General features: G+C 62.6%; 18 protein-coding genes. 15 read left to right on the top strand and 3 right to left on the bottom strand.

Translation table 11 applies throughout. The annotated features are described in order from the left end of the window. The first annotated feature begins 6 nt into the window (after nucleotides 1–6). The 12 genes from CEW87_RS20075 (at nucleotide 7) to trhA (ending at nucleotide 12,617) form a co-directional block, all read left to right on the top strand. Nucleotides 7–780: an ABC transporter ATP-binding protein gene (locus CEW87_RS20075; protein WP_199917075.1), complete on the top strand. Its 774-nt coding sequence runs from the start codon at nucleotides 7–9 to the stop codon at nucleotides 778–780. 139 nt (nucleotides 781–919) lie between these two features. Next, entirely contained in the window at nucleotides 920–2,062 is a 1,143-nt protein-coding gene (locus tag CEW87_RS20070) for an ABC transporter substrate-binding protein (protein WP_108975867.1), read from the top strand. Between the two features lie 14 nt (nucleotides 2,063–2,076). Beyond that, nucleotides 2,077–3,942 carry a feruloyl-CoA synthase gene (locus tag CEW87_RS20065; RefSeq protein ID WP_108975865.1) on the top strand — a complete coding sequence of 622 codons (1,866 nt, stop codon included), beginning with the start codon at nucleotides 2,077–2,079 and terminating at the stop codon, nucleotides 3,940–3,942. A gap of 18 nt (nucleotides 3,943–3,960) precedes the next feature. Further along, nucleotides 3,961–4,731 (top strand): crotonase/enoyl-CoA hydratase family protein, encoded by a 771-nt coding sequence (locus tag CEW87_RS20060; protein ID WP_108975863.1) that lies wholly within the window; start codon nucleotides 3,961–3,963, stop codon nucleotides 4,729–4,731. Continuing rightward, a complete protein-coding gene (locus CEW87_RS20055; protein WP_108975861.1) occupies nucleotides 4,728–5,987 on the top strand; it encodes a thiolase family protein in 1,260 nt (419 codons plus the stop codon). The genes CEW87_RS20060 and CEW87_RS20055 overlap by 4 nt, the downstream gene beginning before the upstream one ends. Before the next feature lie 19 nt (nucleotides 5,988–6,006). Continuing rightward, nucleotides 6,007–6,774 carry a 3-hydroxyacyl-CoA dehydrogenase gene (locus CEW87_RS20050; RefSeq protein WP_108975859.1) on the top strand — a complete coding sequence of 256 codons (768 nt, stop codon included), beginning with the start codon at nucleotides 6,007–6,009 and terminating at the stop codon, nucleotides 6,772–6,774. Between the two features lie 13 nt (nucleotides 6,775–6,787). Further along, the gene (locus CEW87_RS20045; RefSeq protein WP_108977406.1) at nucleotides 6,788–7,207 is read left to right on the top strand and encodes an acyl-CoA thioesterase; all 420 of its coding nucleotides are present in this window, start codon (nucleotides 6,788–6,790) and stop codon (nucleotides 7,205–7,207) included. Nucleotides 7,208–7,263: 56 nt separating this feature from the next. Next, nucleotides 7,264–9,051 (top strand): acyl-CoA dehydrogenase, encoded by a 1,788-nt coding sequence (locus CEW87_RS20040; RefSeq protein ID WP_108975857.1) that lies wholly within the window; start codon nucleotides 7,264–7,266, stop codon nucleotides 9,049–9,051. Between the two features lie 203 nt (nucleotides 9,052–9,254). Beyond that, nucleotides 9,255–9,674 (top strand): thioredoxin family protein, encoded by a 420-nt coding sequence (locus CEW87_RS20035; RefSeq protein WP_108975855.1) that lies wholly within the window; start codon nucleotides 9,255–9,257, stop codon nucleotides 9,672–9,674. 119 nt (nucleotides 9,675–9,793) lie between these two features. Continuing rightward, the gene (gene trmA, locus CEW87_RS20030; protein ID WP_108975853.1) at nucleotides 9,794–10,882 is read left to right on the top strand and encodes a tRNA (uridine(54)-C5)-methyltransferase TrmA; all 1,089 of its coding nucleotides are present in this window, start codon (nucleotides 9,794–9,796) and stop codon (nucleotides 10,880–10,882) included. Nucleotides 10,883–10,960: 78 nt separating this feature from the next. Next, nucleotides 10,961–11,860: a transglutaminase family protein gene (locus tag CEW87_RS20025; protein WP_108975851.1), complete on the top strand. Its 900-nt coding sequence runs from the start codon at nucleotides 10,961–10,963 to the stop codon at nucleotides 11,858–11,860. Nucleotides 11,861–11,999: 139 nt separating this feature from the next. Continuing rightward, complete coding sequence (gene trhA / locus CEW87_RS20020; protein ID WP_108975849.1) at nucleotides 12,000–12,617, top strand: PAQR family membrane homeostasis protein TrhA; 618 nt, start codon at nucleotides 12,000–12,002, stop codon at nucleotides 12,615–12,617. A 96-nt stretch (nucleotides 12,618–12,713) separates the two neighbouring features. Here trhA and CEW87_RS20015 read toward each other — a convergent pair whose 3' ends face one another. After that, a complete protein-coding gene (locus tag CEW87_RS20015; RefSeq protein ID WP_199917074.1) occupies nucleotides 12,714–13,799 on the bottom strand; it encodes a D-2-hydroxyacid dehydrogenase in 1,086 nt (361 codons plus the stop codon). After that, nucleotides 13,796–14,086: a LysR substrate-binding domain-containing protein gene (locus tag CEW87_RS22630; protein ID WP_199917073.1), complete on the bottom strand. Its 291-nt coding sequence runs from the start codon at nucleotides 14,084–14,086 to the stop codon at nucleotides 13,796–13,798. Before CEW87_RS22630 ends, CEW87_RS20015 begins: the two co-directional genes overlap by 4 nt. On the opposite strand from CEW87_RS22630, the gene CEW87_RS22625 reads away from it, so the two are divergent. Further along, complete coding sequence (locus CEW87_RS22625; protein ID WP_199917072.1) at nucleotides 14,073–14,507, top strand: hypothetical protein; 435 nt, start codon at nucleotides 14,073–14,075, stop codon at nucleotides 14,505–14,507. The genes CEW87_RS22630 and CEW87_RS22625 overlap by 14 nt on opposite strands. 27 nt (nucleotides 14,508–14,534) lie before the next feature. Here CEW87_RS22625 and CEW87_RS20000 read toward each other — a convergent pair whose 3' ends face one another. Beyond that, nucleotides 14,535–15,770: a cation:proton antiporter gene (locus tag CEW87_RS20000; RefSeq protein WP_108975841.1), complete on the bottom strand. Its 1,236-nt coding sequence runs from the start codon at nucleotides 15,768–15,770 to the stop codon at nucleotides 14,535–14,537. A 134-nt stretch (nucleotides 15,771–15,904) separates the two neighbouring features. Here CEW87_RS20000 and CEW87_RS19995 point away from each other — a divergent pair, with 134 nt between their 5' ends. Continuing rightward, a complete protein-coding gene (locus tag CEW87_RS19995; protein WP_108975839.1) occupies nucleotides 15,905–16,408 on the top strand; it encodes a hypothetical protein in 504 nt (167 codons plus the stop codon). Nucleotides 16,409–16,418: 10 nt separating this feature from the next. Beyond that, nucleotides 16,419–18,221 carry an ABC transporter transmembrane domain-containing protein gene (locus CEW87_RS19990; protein WP_108975837.1) on the top strand — a complete coding sequence of 601 codons (1,803 nt, stop codon included), beginning with the start codon at nucleotides 16,419–16,421 and terminating at the stop codon, nucleotides 18,219–18,221. Nucleotides 18,222–18,252: the final 31 nt, after the last annotated feature.

The raw sequence follows: 18,252 nt of genomic DNA, 5'->3' as shown, positions 1-18,252 counted from the left end.
AACGAAATGAACACAAACGCCGCCAACACCCCGAAGAACAAGGTGCTCGAGATCCAGGACCTGTGCGTGTCCTACGGCAAGGTCGAGGCGCTCTCCAACGCCAACCTGGTGGTGGGCGAAGGCCAGATCGTGACCGTGATCGGCCCCAACGGCGCGGGCAAGACGACGATGCTGTCGGCCATCATGGGCGTGCTCGGCTCCAGGGGCCAGGTGCAGTTTGACGGCAGCATCGAGTCGGTGCCCGAAGTCGAGCGCATGGTCGCGCGCGGCATGAACCTGGTGCCCGAGAAGCGCGAGCTCTTCGGCGAGATGACGGTGGAAGACAACCTCACGCTGGGCGCCTTCCAGCGCTACCGCATGGGGCACCGCGATCAGGCCAAGACAATGGAAGAGGTCTACACCCTGTTCCCGCGCCTCAAAGAGCGCCGCGGCCAGCTTGCTGGCACGCTCTCGGGCGGCGAGCGCCAGATGCTGGCGGTGGGCCGCGCGCTGATGGCCAAGCCCAAACTGCTGATGCTCGACGAACCCAGCCTCGGGCTCGCACCGCTGATCGTGCGCGAGATCTTCCGCATCATCGCCGAGCTGCGCCGGCGCGGGGTGTCGATCCTGCTGGTGGAGCAGAACGCTCGCGCCGCGCTGCAGGTGGCCGACTACGCCTACGTGCTCGAGACCGGCGCGATCGCCATGGAAGGGCCGGCCGTGCAGCTGCGCGACGACCCGCGCGTGATCGAGGCCTATCTCGGTCTGGGTGGCAAGCACCAGGAGATGCTGGCGACGTAAGCGGATTCACGAAGGGATCAATGGCAAGAATGAACACAAGAAGGGCAGAGGCCTGCACGAGTGGGCCAAGTCCTCGCAGAAGCGTCAAACGATTTTCGATCCCGACACGGGACGAAACATGAAAACCAAAGGAGCGAAAATGAAAGTCAGGAAACTAGCCGTACTGTGTTCTGCAGCTGTTGCATTGTTCAGCCAGGCTGCACTGGCCGACATCAATGTCGGAATTTCCTTGTCCTCGACCGGTCCGGGTGCTTCCTTGGGTATCCCCGAGAAGAATGCTTTTGCCATCCTGCCGACCTCGATCGCGGGCGAGAAAATCAACTACATCATGCTCGACGATGCGTCCGATCCGTCGATCGCGACCAAGAACGCGCGCAAGCTGGTGTCTGAAGACAATGTCGATGTGCTGATCGGTTCTGCGATCACCCCGGCATCGCTTGCAATTGCCGAAATGGCGGTCGAGAGCAAGACGCCGCAAATTGCGATCTCGCCGATCAATTTGCCGCCGGAGAAAAATTACTGGGTGTTCCGCACGCCTCAACACGTCAATGTGATGGCGAGCGCGCTTGTCGAGCACATGAAAGCAAGCGGCGTGAAGACCCTGGGCTTTATCGGGTTCTCCGACGCGTATGGCGAAGACTGGCTGGTCGCACTCAAGCCCATGCTTGAAGAAGCAGGGATCAAGCTCGGCGCGGTGGAGCGGTATGCCCGCGCCGATACCTCGGTGACCGGCCAGGTGCTCAAGCTGGTGTCAACGCGTCCCGACGCCATTCTGGTGGTGGGCTCCGGCAGTCCCGCAGCCTTGCCCCAGACCAGCCTCGTCGAGCGCGGCTTCAAGGGTCAGATCTATCAGACGCACGCCGCTGCCAATCAGGCATTCCTCGGTGTGGCCGGAAAGGCCGCAGAAGGTGTGGTGCTGCCAGTCGGCCCTGTTGTTGTCGTTGATCAGATCCCTGCCGAGCATCCGTCCAAGAAAGCGGGCGAAGCCTTCGTCAAACAGTACGAGCAGAAATACGGTGCTGGGAGCTTCTCTTCCTTTGCCGGCCATGCGCATGATGCCTACCGTTTGATCGAGGCTGCGGTTCCGGTTGCGCTCAAGACCGCCAAGCCCGGCACGCCAGCATTTCGCAAGGCACTGCGTGATGCGATGGAGAGCAATGCCGACGTCGTGGGTGTGCATGGTGTATTCAACATGACGCCGACCGATCACTTCGGTCTTGATCAGCGCGGCCGTGTGCTTGTTCGCATCGAGAACGGTGCATACAAGATGCTGGCGAAGTAAGGATGGGGAATCCTATGGATAAGGTGATTCGCGACGCCGAGCGCATGTTTGCCAAGTCGGTTGTCGATATCGAAACGCGCGAAGACGGAACGCGGGTCCTGAGATCCGGGATTCCGCTTCCCGACAGCTATTCGCGTTGTGTGGGGGACTGGCTGGAGCACTGGGCGCAGGCCCGGCCTGACAGCCTCTACCTGGCAGAGCGTGACGAGAACGATGAATGGCGGAAGATCACTTATGGTGAAGCGCGCCGCAAGGTTGTCGGCATTGCCACCTGGCTGCTTGGGCAGCACCTGTCTGCCGAACGGCCGGTGGTGATCCTGTCCGACAACTCGATTGAGCATGCCTTGCTGTCGCTGGCTGCAATGCACATCGGCGTGCCGGTGTCTTCGATTTCGCCGGGCAACTCGCTGATGTCGAAGGACCATGCCAAGCTCAAGGGCAACATCGAGTTGCTGCGGCCCGGCGTGATCTATGCCGATCCGGTCGAGCGCTTCGCGCCTGCGCTTGCTGCCATCCGCGGTCTGCACGACGGCGTGGTGGTTGCCGGCAGAAGCAGCAAGGTGCTTGACGGGGCTGTGCCATTCTCCGTGCTGGAGCAGGCGTCGGACGAGTCTGCAGTGATGGCAGCCTTCGAAAAGATCACGTCTGACACCATCGGCAAGTTCCTCTTTACTTCGGGTTCGGTCGGGTCGCCAAAGGCGGTGATCAATACCCAGCGCATGATGTGCTCCAATCAGATGGCCAAGGAACTGGTGTGGCCCTTCCTGGCAGAAAATCGTCCGGTGCTGGTCGAGTGGCTCCCATGGAGTCATACCTTTGGTGGCAACCACAACTTCAATCTGGTGTTGCGCTGGGGCGGCACGATTTATATCGACGATGGCAAGCCGACGCCGGCCGGGCTCGACAAGACCATCCGCAACCTCAGGGAAGTTGCGCCCACCCTGTACTTCAACGTGCCACGCGCCTACGACATGCTGGTGCCGTTGCTGCGCCAGGACAGGCAGTTGTGCGAAACCTTCTTCAGCCGCCTGAACCTCATTTTTTACGCCGGTGCGGCCTTGCCTCATCACCTGTGGGAAGGTCTGGAGGTGCTGTCCGAGAAGGTCACTGGAACCAAAGTCACCATGGTTTCGTCGTGGGGATCGACCGAAACCGCACCGACATGTACCGATAGCCACTTCGAGGCCGAGCGCCCAGGCGTGATCGGTGTGCCGGTGCCGGGCGTCGCACTCAAGCTGGTGCCGTCGGCGGACAAGCTCGAAGTAAGGGTAAAGGGGCCCAATGTCTTTCCCGGTTACTGGAAGCAGCCGGATATCACTGCCAGGTCCTTTGACGAAGAGGGCTACTACATGATTGGCGACGCGGTCGAGTTTCTGGATGAGCGCTACCCGGAGAAGGGGCTGCTGTTCGATGGTCGCGTCGGCGAGGACTTCAAGCTTCTGACGGGTACCTGGGTGCACGTCGGCGCACTGCGTGTGGCCGGTATCGATGCGATGAAGCCGGTGGCACAGGACATCGTAGTGACCGGTCACGACCGCGACGAAATCGGCTTTCTGGTGTTTCCCAATATTCCAGAGTGCCGCACCCTGTGCCCGGACCTGCCGCCCGATGCGCCGATGATCGATTTGTTGATGAACCCGGCGGTGCGCCAGCGCGTGCGCCAAGGCATGGCGATGATGAAACAGACCGGCGGCGGCTCTTCCACTTATCCCTCGCGCGCGCTGCTGATGGCCGAGCCGCCCTCGGTGGAAGCCGGCGAGATAACCGACAAGGGCTATATCAACCAGCGCGTCACCCTTTCGCGACGCGCTGATCTGGTTGAGTACCTGCATGCAGATGTGGTGGACAAGACGGTGATCACCGTTCATTCCGCCAACTGAGAAACCGAGGATAAACGCATGAGCGAACAACTGGTCAAGACCTCGGTCGAGGACACAATCTACAACATCACACTGGCGCGGCCAGAGAAACGCAACGCAGTGAGCGACCGTTTGCTGGCTGCGCTCGAGGCGGCGCTGATTGCCATTCCTGAAGGGACGCGGGCGATCGTTCTGGCGGGCGAGGGCGAGCACTTCTGCGCCGGTCTCGACCTATCCGAGCACCAGCATCGCGAGCCCTTTGGCGTGATGCAGCACTCGCGTGGCTGGCACCGCATTTTCGACCGCATCCAGAACGGCGGCATCCCGGTGATCGCAGCAATGCAGGGCGCGGTGATCGGTGGGGGACTGGAACTCGCGACGGCCACCCACGTCCGCGTGTCGGAGCCGAACACGATCTATCAGCTGCCGGAAGGCCGGCACGGCATTTTCGTCGGTGGCGGGGCGTCGGTTCGTGTGGCCAAGATAATCGGTCCGGGGCGCATGTGCGAAATGATGCTGACCGGGCGCATTCTCGATGCCGACGAAGGCTTGCGCCTTGGCCTGTCGCACTACCTTGTCGGCGCCGGAGAATCGCTGGCGAAGGCGCAGGCCCTGGCGCGCCGCATTGCCGAGAACGCCCCGATGGCGAACTGGGCGATGGTCTCCGCCATTTCGCGCATCGACAACATGGCCACCGATGACGGCTTCTTCGTCGAGTCGCTGACCGCCGCACTGACCCAGACCAGCCCCGAAGTGGCCGAGCGCATCGGGCACTTCCTCACCCGTAAAGGCAAGGGACCGCAAAAATGAACAAGCAATTCGAAGCTTCAGAAGCATCCGCTCTCGTTAACAACTATGACGACATCTGGCTGGTGGCCGGTCAGCGCACACCCTTTGTCGACTACAACGGCGTCTTGCGTGACGTTTCGCCGACGGATCTCGGCATCTTTGCCGCCCGCGCCTTGTTCGAGAAGAGCGGTGTGCCGGCCTCCGAGGTTGGTGGCACTGTCGCCGGCAACATGGCGCAGGCCAGTTTCGACGCCTATTTCCTGCCGCGCCACATTGGCCTGTATTCGGGGGTGAATCCCAACGCGCCTGCGGTGCTGGTGCAGCGTCTGTGCGGCACTGGTTTCGAGACCATTCTGACCGCGGCAGACCAGATCAAGCTGGGCAAGGCCAAGGTGATGCTGTGTGTCGGCACCGAGTCGATGTCGCGCAACCCGGTGTCTTCATACACCCATCGCGCGGGCTTTCGCATGGGGCAGGTCGAGTTCAAGGACTTCCTGTGGGAGGCAACCAAGGACCCCGTGTTCGGTGGCGGCATGGGCGATACCGCCGAGAATCTCGCGAAGATGTACGGCATCGGTCGTGAAGAGGTCGATCGATTCGCCGAGCAGAGCTTTGCCCGCGCGGCAGCCGCATGGGATGCGGGCTATTTTTCGGATGAGGTCAGTACCGTCGTCAACAGTAAATGGGAGCTCGAGGGCTATCAGCCCCGCGGCCTCAAGCTCGCCGATCGCGCCCAGCACTGCGAGCGCGACGGTCACGTCCGCCCGACCTCCTTCGAGACGCTGCAGAAGCTTCGCCCAGCCTTCGGTGGTGTGCAGACCGGCGGCAACAGTTCTGCCATCGTCGATGGTGCGGCTGCCGTGATCGTGGCGCATGGCGACTGGGTTCGCGCCAATGGCATCAAACCCCTGGCGCGCATCGTGGCTGGGGCTGCGGTCGCCGTGCCACCCGAAATCATGGGGATCGGCCCAGCGCCGGCGATCCGCGCGGCGGCGAAATCGGCGGGCATCACGGTGGGCGACCTGGGCCGTATCGAGATCAACGAGGCTTTCGGTGCGCAGTATCTGGCCTGCGAGCGCGAGCTCGGGCTCGACCGCGACAAGAGCAACGTGCATGGCGGCGCCATCGCAATCGGCCATCCGCTGGGCGCCTCGGGTGTTCGCCTCACCACCACCGTGGCCCGCGAACTGAAGGAGGCCGGCCTGCAGTTCGGCGTTTCGTCGGCCTGTGCCGGTGGCGGGCAAGGGGTTGCGATTGTGGTTGAGAACGCCAACTGAGCGTCATACGGAGTACAGCATGAAATTCGAAAACAACACCTTCATCGTCACCGGAGGGGCCTCAGGCCTGGGCGAAGCCAGTGTGCGAGCATTGCATGCAGCGGGCGCCAATGTGGTGATTGCCGACCTCAACGTCGAACTTGGCAATCAGCTGGCAGCGATGCTGGGCGAACGCGCGGTCTGCGTGCGGACCAACGTCGCTGACGAAGCCGATGCCCGCGCCGCAGTCGATCTGGCGGTATCGCGCTTTGGTGGCCTGCACGGCCTGATCAACTGTGCCGGCATCGGCACCGCCGGCAAGGTGCTGGGCAAGGAGGGGGCGATGGCGCTGGAGAGTTTCTCCCGCACCATCCAGGTCAATCTGATCGGCACCTTCAACATGATCCGGCTGGCGGCGGAAGCCATGGCTCGCTGCGAAGCACAGGCCGACGGCGAGCGCGGCGTGATCGTCAACACCGCATCGGTTGCCGCCTACGAGGGGCAGATCGGGCAGGCGGCTTATGCAGCGTCGAAGGGCGGCATCGTGTCGATGACGCTGCCGATCGCGCGGGAGCTGGCACGCAGCGGCATCCGCGTGGTCACCATCGCGCCCGGACTGTTCCTGACGCCGATGATGCACACCCTGCCGCCCGAAGTGCAGCAGTCACTGGGTGAATCCGTGCCATTCCCGCAGCGTCTCGGTCAGCCGGCGGAATACGCGAAGCTGGTCTGCAGCATCGTCGACAACATCATGATCAACGGCGAAACCATCCGGCTGGACGGAGCGATCCGGCTTGCACCGCGCTGACAAGGAAGATCTCATGGCACGCAGCAACATTTTTCGCATGCGTATCGCTTTCAGCGATTGCGATCCGGCGCAGATCGTTTTCTTCGCCAACTATTTCAAGTGGTTCGACACGTCGAGCCGCGAGTTCTTTACCGCCTGTGGCGTACCAAGCTGGCGCGACACGCTGGCCACGCGCGGCATCATCGGCACCCCGCTGGTGGATGCACAGGCAAAGTTCATGAGTTCCGCAACCTATGGCGAGGATATCGAGATCGAATCCTCGGTTGAGACCTGGAACAACAAGAGCTTTGTCATGCGCCATGTTGCCCGGCGCGGCGATACCGTGCTGTGCGAAGGGCGTGAGGTGCGGGTCTTTGCCATTCAGGACCCGGAAGATCCACTGCGCATCAAGGCCGTGCCGATTCCGGAAGACATTCGCGCCGCCTGCGAGTAACCAGCGCAACACGAGCCGTCCCGATCGCTCTGGCATCGGGGCGAGGAGACTTCATCATGTTCGATTACAACGCGCCCTTGCGCGACATGCAGTTCATCCTGAACGAGCTTGCCGGGCTCGATGCCATCGCAGGCCTGCCGGGCTGCGAGGATGCGTCGCCCGATCTGGTGGCGGCCATCCTCGAGGAAGCCGGCAAGTTCGCCGCCGGCGTACTGGCCCCGATCAACCGCCAGGGTGATCTGCAGGGCTGCCGGCTGGAAGATGGGCGTGTGCTTGCACCCGATGGTTGGCAGGCCGCTTACGACCAGTTCCGTGATGCGGGCTGGCTCGGCCTGTCGCTGCCGACCGAGTTTGGCGGTCAGGGGCTGCCAAAGCTGGTGTCCACGCCGGTGTGGGAGATGTGGTTCTCCACCAATATGGCCTTCACCATGCTGCCGCAACTCAATGTCAGTCAGGCCGAAGCCCTGCTGATCGCGGCCAGCGAGGAGCAGAAGGCAACCTGGCTGCACAAGGTGGTGAGCGGTGAGTGGAGCAGCACGATGAACCTCACCGAACCGCAGGCCGGTTCGGACCTCGCTGCCACCCGCGCACGTGCCGAGCCAGCCGGTGACGGCAGCTACCGCATCTACGGACAGAAGATCTTCATCTCATACGGCGAGCATGAACTCACGCCCAACATCGTGCACCTGGTGCTGGCCCGTTTGCCGGATGCGCCGGCTGGGGTAAAGGGGCTGTCGCTGTTCATCGTGCCCAAGTTTCTGGTCGGTCCGGATGGCGCACCGGGGGCGAAGAACGACGTGCGCTGCATCTCCATCGAACACAAGATGGGCATTCACGGCAGTCCGACCTGCACCCTGAGTTTCGGCGATCAGGGAGGCGCGACCGGCTACCTCGTGGGCGCCCCCAATTGTGGCCTGGAAACCATGTTCATCATGATGAACGAGGCCCGTTTCGGTGTCGGCGTGCAGGGGGCTGGACTGGGCGAACGCGCCTGGCAGTTTGCACTCGCCTATGCGCAGGATCGCGTTCAGGGGCGGGATGCGGTCAGCGGCGAAACCGGCAGGCCGATCATCCATCACCCGGACGTCAAGCGCATGCTGCTGGGCATGCGGGCGCGGGTGATGGCCATGCGGGCCCTGTTGTACACCGCAGCCGGCTGGTTCGATTTTGCCCATCACAGTCCCGACGCAGCGCAGGCAGACAAGTGCCGACGCTATGTAGACCTGCTGATGCCGGTGGCCAAGGGCTGGTGCACCGAGGTCGGAAACGATGTCTGCGACGAGGCCATCCAGGTCTTCGGTGGCATGGGTTTCGTCGAAGAGACCGGGGTAGCCCAGTTCTTTCGCGACGCCCGCATCATTACCATTTACGAGGGCACCACCGGCATTCAGGCCAACGATCTGGTCGGGCGCAAGATCCTGCGCGAGCGCGGGGCGACGCTGAGCGAGTTGATCGCCGACATCCGTGGCACTGTCAGTCAGCTCGAAGAGGATGGCGAGCTGGCATCGATTGGCGCCGGGCTGGCAGTGCAACTGGACAGCCTGGAGCAGACCCTGGAGTGGATGCTCTCCAACGGCAAGGATCGCCTTGGAGATGTACTGGCGGGGGCGGTGCCATTTCTGCACCTGCTCGGTACCGTGTGCGGTGGCTGGCAACTCGCGCGCGCAGCGCAGGCCGCGCGTCGCCGCATCATGGCGGCTGAAGGCGATGCGCAGTATCACGCCAGCCTGATCGAACTTGCGCGCTTCTACATGACGACCTTCGGGCCACAGGTCATGGCGCATGCGACCACGGTTCGGGCGTCGGGCGAGGTGCTGGTGCGCTTCGATACGTCGGTGTTCTGAGCGGTCTTCTCGTTCGTATCCAGCGGGTACAGTCTCCTCGGTTCCTCGTACCCGCTTTTGTCTGCCCACTGGATGGAGCTGCCGCCCAGTGGGTATTTTTTATTTCGTTCGGTATCAGGCGAGGCAGGGATATCCGGGGTGGTCTAAAGTCCGTTTTTCGGACAAGCTATACCCGTTCGATGTATCCACCCTCTTTCCCGCCGATGTCCACCCTTCTTCCTCTCGCACTGCTGAGTGACGCAACAGCGTCGCGGCCAGAGCATTGCCACGTCGTACTTGCCCTGTGCGCCGACTGGTGCGGTACCTGCCGTTCATTCCGTCCCGTGCTGGAGCAGCTTGCCGCAGAGCACCCGCATATCGTGTTCTCGTGGCTGGATATTGAGGATGAAGCGGATCTGGCCAATGATCTGGACGTCGAGACGTTTCCGACGCTGGCAATTTTCCGCGATGGCGCGCCACTGTACTTCGGCGCATCCTTGCCGATGGCGGACGTGGTTACCAAACTGATCCGCGCGGCAGAGGCGGCTGGCGGGCCGCTGTCGCAGATTCCGCGGGAAATTGCCGCCATGGCGGACGCGCTGTTTGCAAGCGAAGCAGATCGCGCGGTATTGCACGGACGCTGACCGATGAGGCTCCCGGCCGGCGGCTGACAAGGGTATATTCCGCCCTCTGCCAACGGCCAGGTCCGTTCGACTCGCATCGGCTGCTTTCCTTCGGGACGGCCTCAACACCCAAGGACATCATGCCCATTCCCACCATCGACCCCTCTACCTACGCAGATCAGCTCGCGGACAAGGTGTCGCAGTTCAAGCACAACTTTGCGGCCTTTGAGCTGCCTGAACCCGAGGTGTTTGCCTCCGAGCCCTTGCACTACCGCATGCGCGCGGAGTTCAGGATGTGGCACGACGGCGAGCGGATCGATTACGCGATGTTCGACCCCGCAGAGCCCAAGGTGCCCGTGACCATCGAGCATTTCCCGCAAGCCTGCGAAGCCATCAGCGCGATGATGCCGCGACTGCGCGAACGTCTGCAGGGCAGTCAGGCGCTCAGGCACCGCCTGTTCCAGGTCGATTTTCTGGCCACGCTGAGCGGCGAGATGCTGATCACGCTGGTGTATCACCGCCCGCTGGACGAGAGCTGGGAGCCGGCCGCCCGCGAGCTGGCGGCCGAGCTGGGCGTGAAGCTGATCGGGCGCAGCCGCAAGCAGAAGATCGTGCTTGAGCAGGACTGGGTGCTCGAATCCTTCGAGCTCAACGGACGTCAGTTGCGCTACCAGCAGATCGAAGGCAGCTTTACCCAGCCCAATGCCGGTGTGAATCGCAAGATGCTGGGCTGGGCTTGCGCTCAGACTGCCAGTCTGGATGGCGATCTGCTCGAGCTCTACTGCGGCAATGGCAACTTCACCGTCGCACTCGCGCCGTGCTTCGGCCGTGTGCTTGCGACCGAAGTCAGCAAGACGTCGGTGGGCGCCGCGAATTACAACCTTCTGGCCAACGGCGTCGACAATGTGCAGATGGTGCGCATGTCCAGCGACGAGATCAGCGGCGCGCTGGCCCGCACGCGCGAATACCTGCGCATGAAGGACGTCGATCTCGACAGCTACCGCTTCACCACGCTCTTTGTCGATCCGCCGCGCAGCGGTCTGGACGCACCGACGGTGGAACTGGCCCGCGGCTTCGACCGCATCCTGTACATTTCATGCAACCCGCAGACGCTGCAGGACAACGTCGCTGCGCTGCAGGGCACGCACCAGATCAGCGCTGCAGCGGTGTTCGACCAGTTTCCGTATACGCACCACCTCGAATGCGGGCTGCTGCTGACACGCCGCTGACCCACAGACGCCGGAAAATGAATGTTGCGCGGGTGATGCCCGCACACATCGAGACACGAAGTATCAAAGGAGCAGGAAATGGCACGACTGAAGGTTTCGCATAGAACGGTCTATCGCTACAGCGAGCCGGTGGCATTCAGCGAGCACCGCTTCATGTGTCGTCCGCGGGACAGTCACGACCTGCGTCTGGTCGATACCGGGATCAGCATCAATCCGCCGGCCAAGCTGCGCTGGATTCACGATGTGTTCAGCAACTCGGTGCTGATTGCGAGCTTCGAAGAGCAGGCTTCAGAGTTGGTGTTCGATTCCACCTTCGTGGCCGAGCACTATCCCTCCCATGCCGATGTCGACATGGTCGAGCCCTATGCCGAGCGGCTCCCCTTCAGCTACGACGCCAGTGAAATTCCCGATCTGGCCCGCTGCAACGAGCGCCAGTACAAGGACCCCGAGCACAGGGTCGACGCCTGGGTGCGCAAGGTTTGCGCCGATGCCGGCACCGACCGCACGCTGGATGTGCTGATTGCCATTACCCATGCGATCAAGGCCCAGTTTGCCTACGAGTCACGCGACGAGGAGGGTACCCGTACGCCGATCGAAACCCTCAATCTCGGCAGAGGCAGTTGTCGCGATTTCGCCCTGTTCATGATGGAGGCGGTACGAAGTCTCGGTCTGGCGGCGCGCTTCGTGTCCGGTTACCTCTATGACGAGTCCCTGCTGGGTGCCGAGAGTGGCATGGTTGGCGGCGGCGCGTCGCATGCCTGGGTGCATGTCTATCTGCCGGGCGCGGGCTGGCTGCCGTTTGATCCGACCAACGCAATCGTTGGCGGACGCAACCTGATCCGGGTCGCGGTGGTGCGCGATCCTTCACAGGCGGCGCCGCTGACGGGCAGCTATATCGGTTCGCCGGATGCCTTCATGGGCATGACGGTTGAAGTCAAAGTGACGGTGGAAGCGGCAGCGCCTGAGAACACAGCCTGATCGCCTTGTCGTGAGCGCTTTTCGTTGCGTTCACTGACTGTGTTGTCAGGACATGTTTCCGGCCCGAACGATTCCGTTCGGCGGTGCTCACAGTCATTGTTTTTACTGCGACACATCGTCCGATGAAGGGGGGGTAGTCGTGTATCACGGCGAAAGATTCAACAGCTACAGCCATCTTGTGGGCACGCTACTCGCGCTGACCGGCGCAGTCGTGCTGATCGTGATCGGCGCGCTGAGCGGCGACCCGTGGAAGATCGTCAGCTTTGCCATCTATGGCACCACGCTGGTCATGCTGTACGGTTTCTCAACCGCCTATCACAGCACCAAGGGCGATTTGAAGCGATTCTTCCGCAAACTCGACCACAACGCCATCTACCTCCTGATCGCAGGCACATACACCCCCTTTACGCTGGTCAGTCTGCGGGGCCCATGGGGCTGGTCGCTGTTCGGCGTGATCTGGGGGCTGGCGCTGGTGGGAATCGTGCAGGAGTTTGTGCTCGGCAAGCGCACACGAGTGTTGTCGCTGGTGCTGTACGTGCTGATGGGCTGGGCAGCCCTGGCTGCGATCTTCCCGCTGATGGAGGCCCTTTCACCTGAAGGCTTCGCCTGGGTCGCGGTGGGTGGGCTCATCTATACGCTGGGGATCGTGTTTTACGTCTTCGACGAGAAGTTCGCCCACTGGCACGGCATCTGGCACCTGTTCGTGATCGGCGGCAGCGCCGTCCATTATTTCGCGATTCTGCGCTACGTGGCGTGAGGGCTGAGGTTCGCGGGTGGTGCCGCGAACCGTCCGGTGCGAGCCCAAGCCTCGAGATGCAGCAGAAATGGGTGGGCACCCCGGGGCTCAACGAAATCAGTAAGGCCTGAGGAAATCCACTTCCCCTTTCAGCGCATCACCCGCATTGAATCTGCGCAGATTTTCGACAAACAGCCCGCATATCAGGGATGGAATGGTGGGGCCGGCAATATGCCCGGTGAGGGTCAGGCGCGGCGTCGTCCAGAATGGATGCGCCACAGGGAGGGGTTCCTCGCGGAAGACGTCCAGCACGGCGGCGGCAAGCCGGCCCTGTTCGAGTGCGCTGATCAGCGCACGATCGACGACTGCGCTGCCGCGCCCGACATTGATGAAGATCGCGCCGGGCTTGAGCGCTGCGAAGAAGGCGTCGTCGAAGATGTCCGTTGTTGCGGTCGTGTCTGGCAGGATGTTGACGACGTAGTCTGCGTCGGTGGCGACGGTGCATAGATCCGCAAGCGTGACCACCGCATCAAAGTTCGGTACGGGTCTGGCCAGTGTTGCGACGCCGGTCAGGCGCACGCCAAATGGCCGCAGATAGCCCGCAACCGACTGGCCGATTTCTCCCGCCCCGACAATGAGGACCTTGCTGCCGGACAGGACGCCCGGCAAGCTGGCATTCCATTCCTGATGAGCCTGACTGAGCGCGCGTGCGCGCAGTTGCTGAGAATGCTCCAGGAGGCGGGCAAGAACGTACTCTGCAATCGGCTGGCCAAATATGCCAACCGCCCGGCTCAGCCGGTAATCCGTGGGAAGCCGGTCCGACAGCAAGGGTCTGATTCCGGCCCATGTCGATTGAAACCAGCGTGGCTTGAAGCCATTGACCAGCAGCGCCGCCGCCTTGTCAGGCGCGCCAAACCAGATCTCGCATTGACGGACTGATTCGACATCGCCGATGTCCTCGATGAACTCGATGTCAGGTGCCGACTGCGCCAGGATGTGTTTGATGTCCGTTGCCTGCGGGTCGATGAGAAGAACGGGGAAACGCATTCGAAAAAACTCCAGGGCACGCTTGTGGGGCGGAAATCCGTTCGCATGATCAAAGACGCGATCGCAAGGGGCTGCGGCCAGGGATCGGTCGCGGATCGCCCCTGCGTCCCGGATTCTAGCGGCATTCTGCGATGCTATCGGTACGCCGTTCCTCAAGCCGGTTGCGAGAGGTGGGTGCTCACATGCTGTATGAAGGCATGCACCTTGCGGGAATGGCGCCGGTTCGGCAGGCAGGCTGCATAAACGTGCGCGTCGCCACCCGGAAGGGTGACGCGCCAGGCGTCGAGCACAGGTTCGAGTTTTCCGCTGCGGATGTCGTCGCGTATGAGCCATTCCGGTAGCAGGGCAAAGCCGTGTGCGTCGTGCGTGGCCGTGAGCAGCATGTCCAGACTGTTGGTGATGAAGGGGCCGTCGACTTCCACGGACTCGGTGCGTGTCGCCATAGTGAAGTTCCAGCGTTGTCGCCCCGGGCGCTGGGCCGACGCCGGACATACCCGGGTTGCGACACTGGCCGCACTTGTCGTCGGTGCGATGTGTTTTCTGCCCGTGCTGGTGTTGCCGTCTCTCGGCATCATTGGTCTGGTGGTGACAGGTGTAGTGCTGGACTTCTGCGTGCAAACCAACATGGTTCTGGGGCAGCGCGAAATCTATGCGCTCGACCCGGCCATTCGCAACCGGCTCAATGCGCTCTACATGACCAGCATTTTCGTCGGCGGCGCGGCAGGGTCGGCCATGGCCAGCGTGCTCTACGAACACGGTGGCTGGATGTGGGTGAGTGCTATCGGCAGTGTTTTTCCCCTGGTCGCGCTGGTCCATTTTCTGGTGCGTGATATGGCTGGCGTGAAGGGGCGTGTCGGGATCTGATGAAGTGGTGGCTGGCGCAATCCTGCGTCAGGTGCGCACAGTCCGTTTCACGACCCCCGCGATCGTGAGTCCCTGGGCAAGAATCGACCACACCACCACGCAGTAGGTGAGCGAGACAAGGATCTCGCGCTCGGGCCCGGCGGGCAGTGACAGGGCGAGCGCGACCGAGATGCCGCCGCGCAATCCGCCCCAGGTCAGCACCTGAGCAGCCCCTTTCGGCAAACCGAAGCGTGCATGGAGCAGGCTGATCGGTACCCCGACGGTGAGCGTGCGGGCAAGCAGGGTCACCACGATGGCGGCAAGGGCTGCCGTGGCAATACCCGTGCTGAACTGAAGGAGAATGACCTCGAGGCCGATCAGCACGAAGAGCACCGCGTTGAGGATCTCGTCGAGGAGCTCCCAGAACAGGTCGAGGTGATGACGGGTGGTGTCCGACATCGCCATCGAGCGTCCGTGATTGCCGATGATCAGGCCGGCAACCACCATGGCCAGTGGCCCGGAGACGTGAAGCCGGCTGGCCAGCGCGTAGCCGCCCATGACCGTGGCAAGGGTGATCAGCACCTCGACCTGGTAGCTGTCGATGCTGCGAAGCAGGCGGAAAGTGACATAGCCGAGCACCAGACCGAACAGCAGTCCGCCTCCGGCTTCATGTACGAGCAGTTCGGCGCCGTGGGCGAAAGTCGGCGCTTCGCCGCTGGCCAGCGTGCCGAGCAGCAGCGAGAAGATGACGACGCCGACGCCGTCGTTGAACAGCGACTCGCCGGAGATCACCAGTTCGAGATCCTTCGGTGCGCCAGCCGATTTGAGAATCCCCATCACCGCAATCGGGTCGGTGGGCGAGATGAGCGCGCCGAACAACAGGCAGTAGATCAGCGGCAGGGGCAGGCCGACCCAGGGCAGCACCCACCACATCGCAAGACCGACCACCAGTGTCGACAGCAGCGTGCCAACGACAGCGAGCGATCCGATTTGCCAGCGGTAGGCGCGCAGTTCGCTCAGGTCGACATGCAGGGCGCCGGCGAACAGCAGCAAGGACAGCATGCCCTGCATCAGGACGTTGGAAAAATCGATCGAGCGCAGGAAGGATTCTTCATAGTTGCGCAGACCGTGCACGATGTCGAAGGCATCCAGCCCGACCAGCAGCAGCGAGAAACCGAGCGCGGTGACCATGACTCCGATCGAAGTCGGCAGGCCGACAAAGCGGTGGTTCAGGTAGGCGAGGAGTGCGGTGACGACGAGACAGGTTGCGGCGATATCCAGCATGGGTTTTCTTGATGTTGCAGGTCGGCACAGTGTACGCCCCGAATACGCTGCCCGACTCCGATCTGGTCAAGTGGGCCGGCCTTTTTCAGTGGCGCCAGGCCCTGATAAGTGCGCTGCAGCAGTAAAATGGCACGATGACTGAGATGACAAGCAGCGAGTCCGACGGGCTCGACGAATCCGCGCCGATCAAAGAGGCGCGACTGTGGTGCGACGACGGCTGGACTGCGCGCGTGATCAAGAACGAAGATGACGAGGGCTGGGCAGTGTCGATGACCATCGACGGCGAGCCCGAGCCTGCGCTGGTTGGCCCGTGGACGATGGGGCGCGACAAAAAGAATCCGAAGCCGCTCGACGCCAACGCGTTCAATACCTTGGTCAAGACTGCGTCCGAGTTCAGGCGTCGGCACGAGCAGCAACTGCACGCGATGTTTCACAAGAAGGTCACGGTGAATAGCGACGATGGGCGTATCGACGTCACCCTCGATATCGAACCCGACGAATACGACCCCTACGCGATGCTCGCCGCCTTTGATGCCAATGGAGAGGAGCTTGCCCGGATCAGGGTGTCGGCCGGATTCAAGCTCACGACCAGCAGCGCAAACGCGTGGGTTGCGAACGAATTTCGCAAACCGTCCTGACCATGCGCGGATGACACGGAACAGGCAGGATCCGGCGAAGGGCCCGCGGCGGCTTTCGGTGCTGAGCGGGCTGTGGCCATTTTTACGCCCCTACCGGGCGCGCATTGCGCTGGCCTTTGTATTGCTGTGCGTGGCATCAGGGACGATCCTGCTGGTACCGCTGGCGTTTCGCGATCTCATCGATTTCGGCTTCGGTGCGCAAAGCCGGGAAGCCGCAGGCAGCAGCCTGCTCGGTGCCCTGAGCCTGAACGGCCATTTTTTGGCCTTGTTCGGGCTGGCCAGCCTGTGGGCGCTGGCGGTGGCGATGCGCTATTACACCGTGTCCTGGGTGGGCGAGCGGGCAACGGCGGACTTGCGCAATGCGGTGTATGCGCGGGTGCTGTCGCAGTCGCCGCAGTTTTTCGAGACCTTGCAGACGGGCGAGGTGCTGTCGCGCCTGACCGGCGATACCACCCTGATCCAGACCGTGGTCGGCAGTTCGATCTCGATGGGGCTGCGCAGCCTGTTCCAGTTCATCGGCGGCATGATCATGCTGGCCGTGACCAGCTTCTATCTGTTTTCCCTGAACCTGGTGCTGATGGTCCTGCTGGTGCTGCCGATCATGGCCATCGGGCGCAAGGTGCGGCGCCTGTCGCGCGAGTCGCAGGACCGCATTGCCGATACTTCGGCGCTGGCTGGAGAGATTCTCAATGCCATGCCCACGGTGCAGGCCTGCACCCAGGAGCGGCAGGAAGCGAAGCGCTTTTCCGATCGTACCGAAACCAGCTTCGTCACCGCGATCCGGCGTACGCGGGTGCGCGCAGCGTTGACAGCGCTGATCATCACCGCGGTGATGGGGACCATCATCTTCGTGCTGTGGGTGGGTGCGCGTCAGGTGCACGAAGGCGTGATGACCGGCGGCGAGTTGGCCTCCTTTGTGCTGTACGCCGCCTTGGTGGCTGGCGGCGTGGGGACCATGGCCGAAGTGTGGGGCGACGTGATGCGCGCGGCCGGCGCGACCGAACGCCTGCTCGATTTGCTGCATGCCGAATCCGCCATCCGCGAACAAGCCGAAACCGTGCAACCGTCGCCGGCGGCGCAGGTCGGCATCCGGCTCGATCATGTGGTCTTTGCCTACCCCGGTCGTCCTCAGATCCGCGCGCTTGATGACATCTGCCTCGACATCCGGCCGGGCGAGCGTGTTGCGCTGGTGGGGCCGTCGGGCGCGGGCAAGACCAGCCTGTTCCAGCTCTTGTTGCGCTACTACGAGGTCACCGGCGGCAGCGTGCTCATCAACGACCAGGATATCCGCACGCTTAGCCTCCACGATCTGCGCAAGGACATCGCCATCGTGCCGCAGGACCCGGTGATCTTCTCCGCCAACGCGCTGGAGAACATCCGCTACGGACGCATGGATGCGACCGACGAAGAAGTGATGCAGGCGGCGCGCGCGGCCCTGGTGGATGAATTCATCGGCCGTCTGCCCGAGGGCTACCAGACCTTTCTGGGCGAGCGTGGCACGCGGCTGTCGGGCGGGCAGCGCCAGCGTATCGCGATTGCACGCGCCATTCTCAAACATGCGCGGCTGCTGCTGCTCGACGAGGCCACCAGTGCGCTCGACGCCGAATCCGAGATCCTGGTGCAACAGGGGCTGAACGCGGCGATGGAAGGGCGGACGACGCTGATCATCGCGCATCGCCTCGCCACCGTGCAAAAGGTCGATCGCATTGTGGTGATGGACGGCGGGCGCATTGTCGAAACCGGCACGCCGGATGACTTGCGCAAACAGGGCGGGCTTTATTCGCGACTCGCGGCCTTGCAACTGGACCTCTGAATCACCGTGCCCTCGAACAGGGGCGGTGAGC

The sequence above is a fragment of the Parazoarcus communis genome, assembly GCF_003111665.1.
Classification (GTDB): Bacteria; Pseudomonadota; Gammaproteobacteria; order Burkholderiales; family Rhodocyclaceae; genus Parazoarcus; species Parazoarcus communis_B.
This window is presented reverse-complemented; position numbering and strand designations above follow the sequence as displayed.

Excerpts from the sequence above, each read along its gene's own strand:
- CEW87_RS20075 (WP_199917075.1), top strand. The coding sequence starts at position 7 with ATGAACACAAACGCCGCCAACACCCCGAAGAACAAGGTGCTCGAGATC.
- CEW87_RS20070 (WP_108975867.1), top strand. The coding sequence starts at position 920 with ATGAAAGTCAGGAAACTAGCCGTACTGTGTTCTGCAGCTGTTGCATTG.
- CEW87_RS20065 (WP_108975865.1), top strand. The coding sequence starts at position 2,077 with ATGGATAAGGTGATTCGCGACGCCGAGCGCATGTTTGCCAAGTCGGTT.
- CEW87_RS20060 (WP_108975863.1), top strand. The coding sequence starts at position 3,961 with ATGAGCGAACAACTGGTCAAGACCTCGGTCGAGGACACAATCTACAAC.
- CEW87_RS20055 (WP_108975861.1), top strand. The coding sequence starts at position 4,728 with ATGAACAAGCAATTCGAAGCTTCAGAAGCATCCGCTCTCGTTAACAAC.
- CEW87_RS20050 (WP_108975859.1), top strand. The coding sequence starts at position 6,007 with ATGAAATTCGAAAACAACACCTTCATCGTCACCGGAGGGGCCTCAGGC.
- CEW87_RS20045 (WP_108977406.1), top strand. The coding sequence starts at position 6,788 with ATGGCACGCAGCAACATTTTTCGCATGCGTATCGCTTTCAGCGATTGC.
- CEW87_RS20040 (WP_108975857.1), top strand. The coding sequence starts at position 7,264 with ATGTTCGATTACAACGCGCCCTTGCGCGACATGCAGTTCATCCTGAAC.
- CEW87_RS20035 (WP_108975855.1), top strand. The coding sequence starts at position 9,255 with ATGTCCACCCTTCTTCCTCTCGCACTGCTGAGTGACGCAACAGCGTCG.
- trmA (WP_108975853.1), top strand. The coding sequence starts at position 9,794 with ATGCCCATTCCCACCATCGACCCCTCTACCTACGCAGATCAGCTCGCG.
- CEW87_RS20025 (WP_108975851.1), top strand. The coding sequence starts at position 10,961 with ATGGCACGACTGAAGGTTTCGCATAGAACGGTCTATCGCTACAGCGAG.
- CEW87_RS22630 (WP_199917073.1), bottom strand. The coding sequence starts at position 14,086 with ATGGCGACACGCACCGAGTCCGTGGAAGTCGACGGCCCCTTCATCACC.
- CEW87_RS20000 (WP_108975841.1), bottom strand. The coding sequence starts at position 15,770 with ATGCTGGATATCGCCGCAACCTGTCTCGTCGTCACCGCACTCCTCGCC.
- CEW87_RS19995 (WP_108975839.1), top strand. The coding sequence starts at position 15,905 with ATGACTGAGATGACAAGCAGCGAGTCCGACGGGCTCGACGAATCCGCG.
- CEW87_RS19990 (WP_108975837.1), top strand. The coding sequence starts at position 16,419 with ATGACACGGAACAGGCAGGATCCGGCGAAGGGCCCGCGGCGGCTTTCG.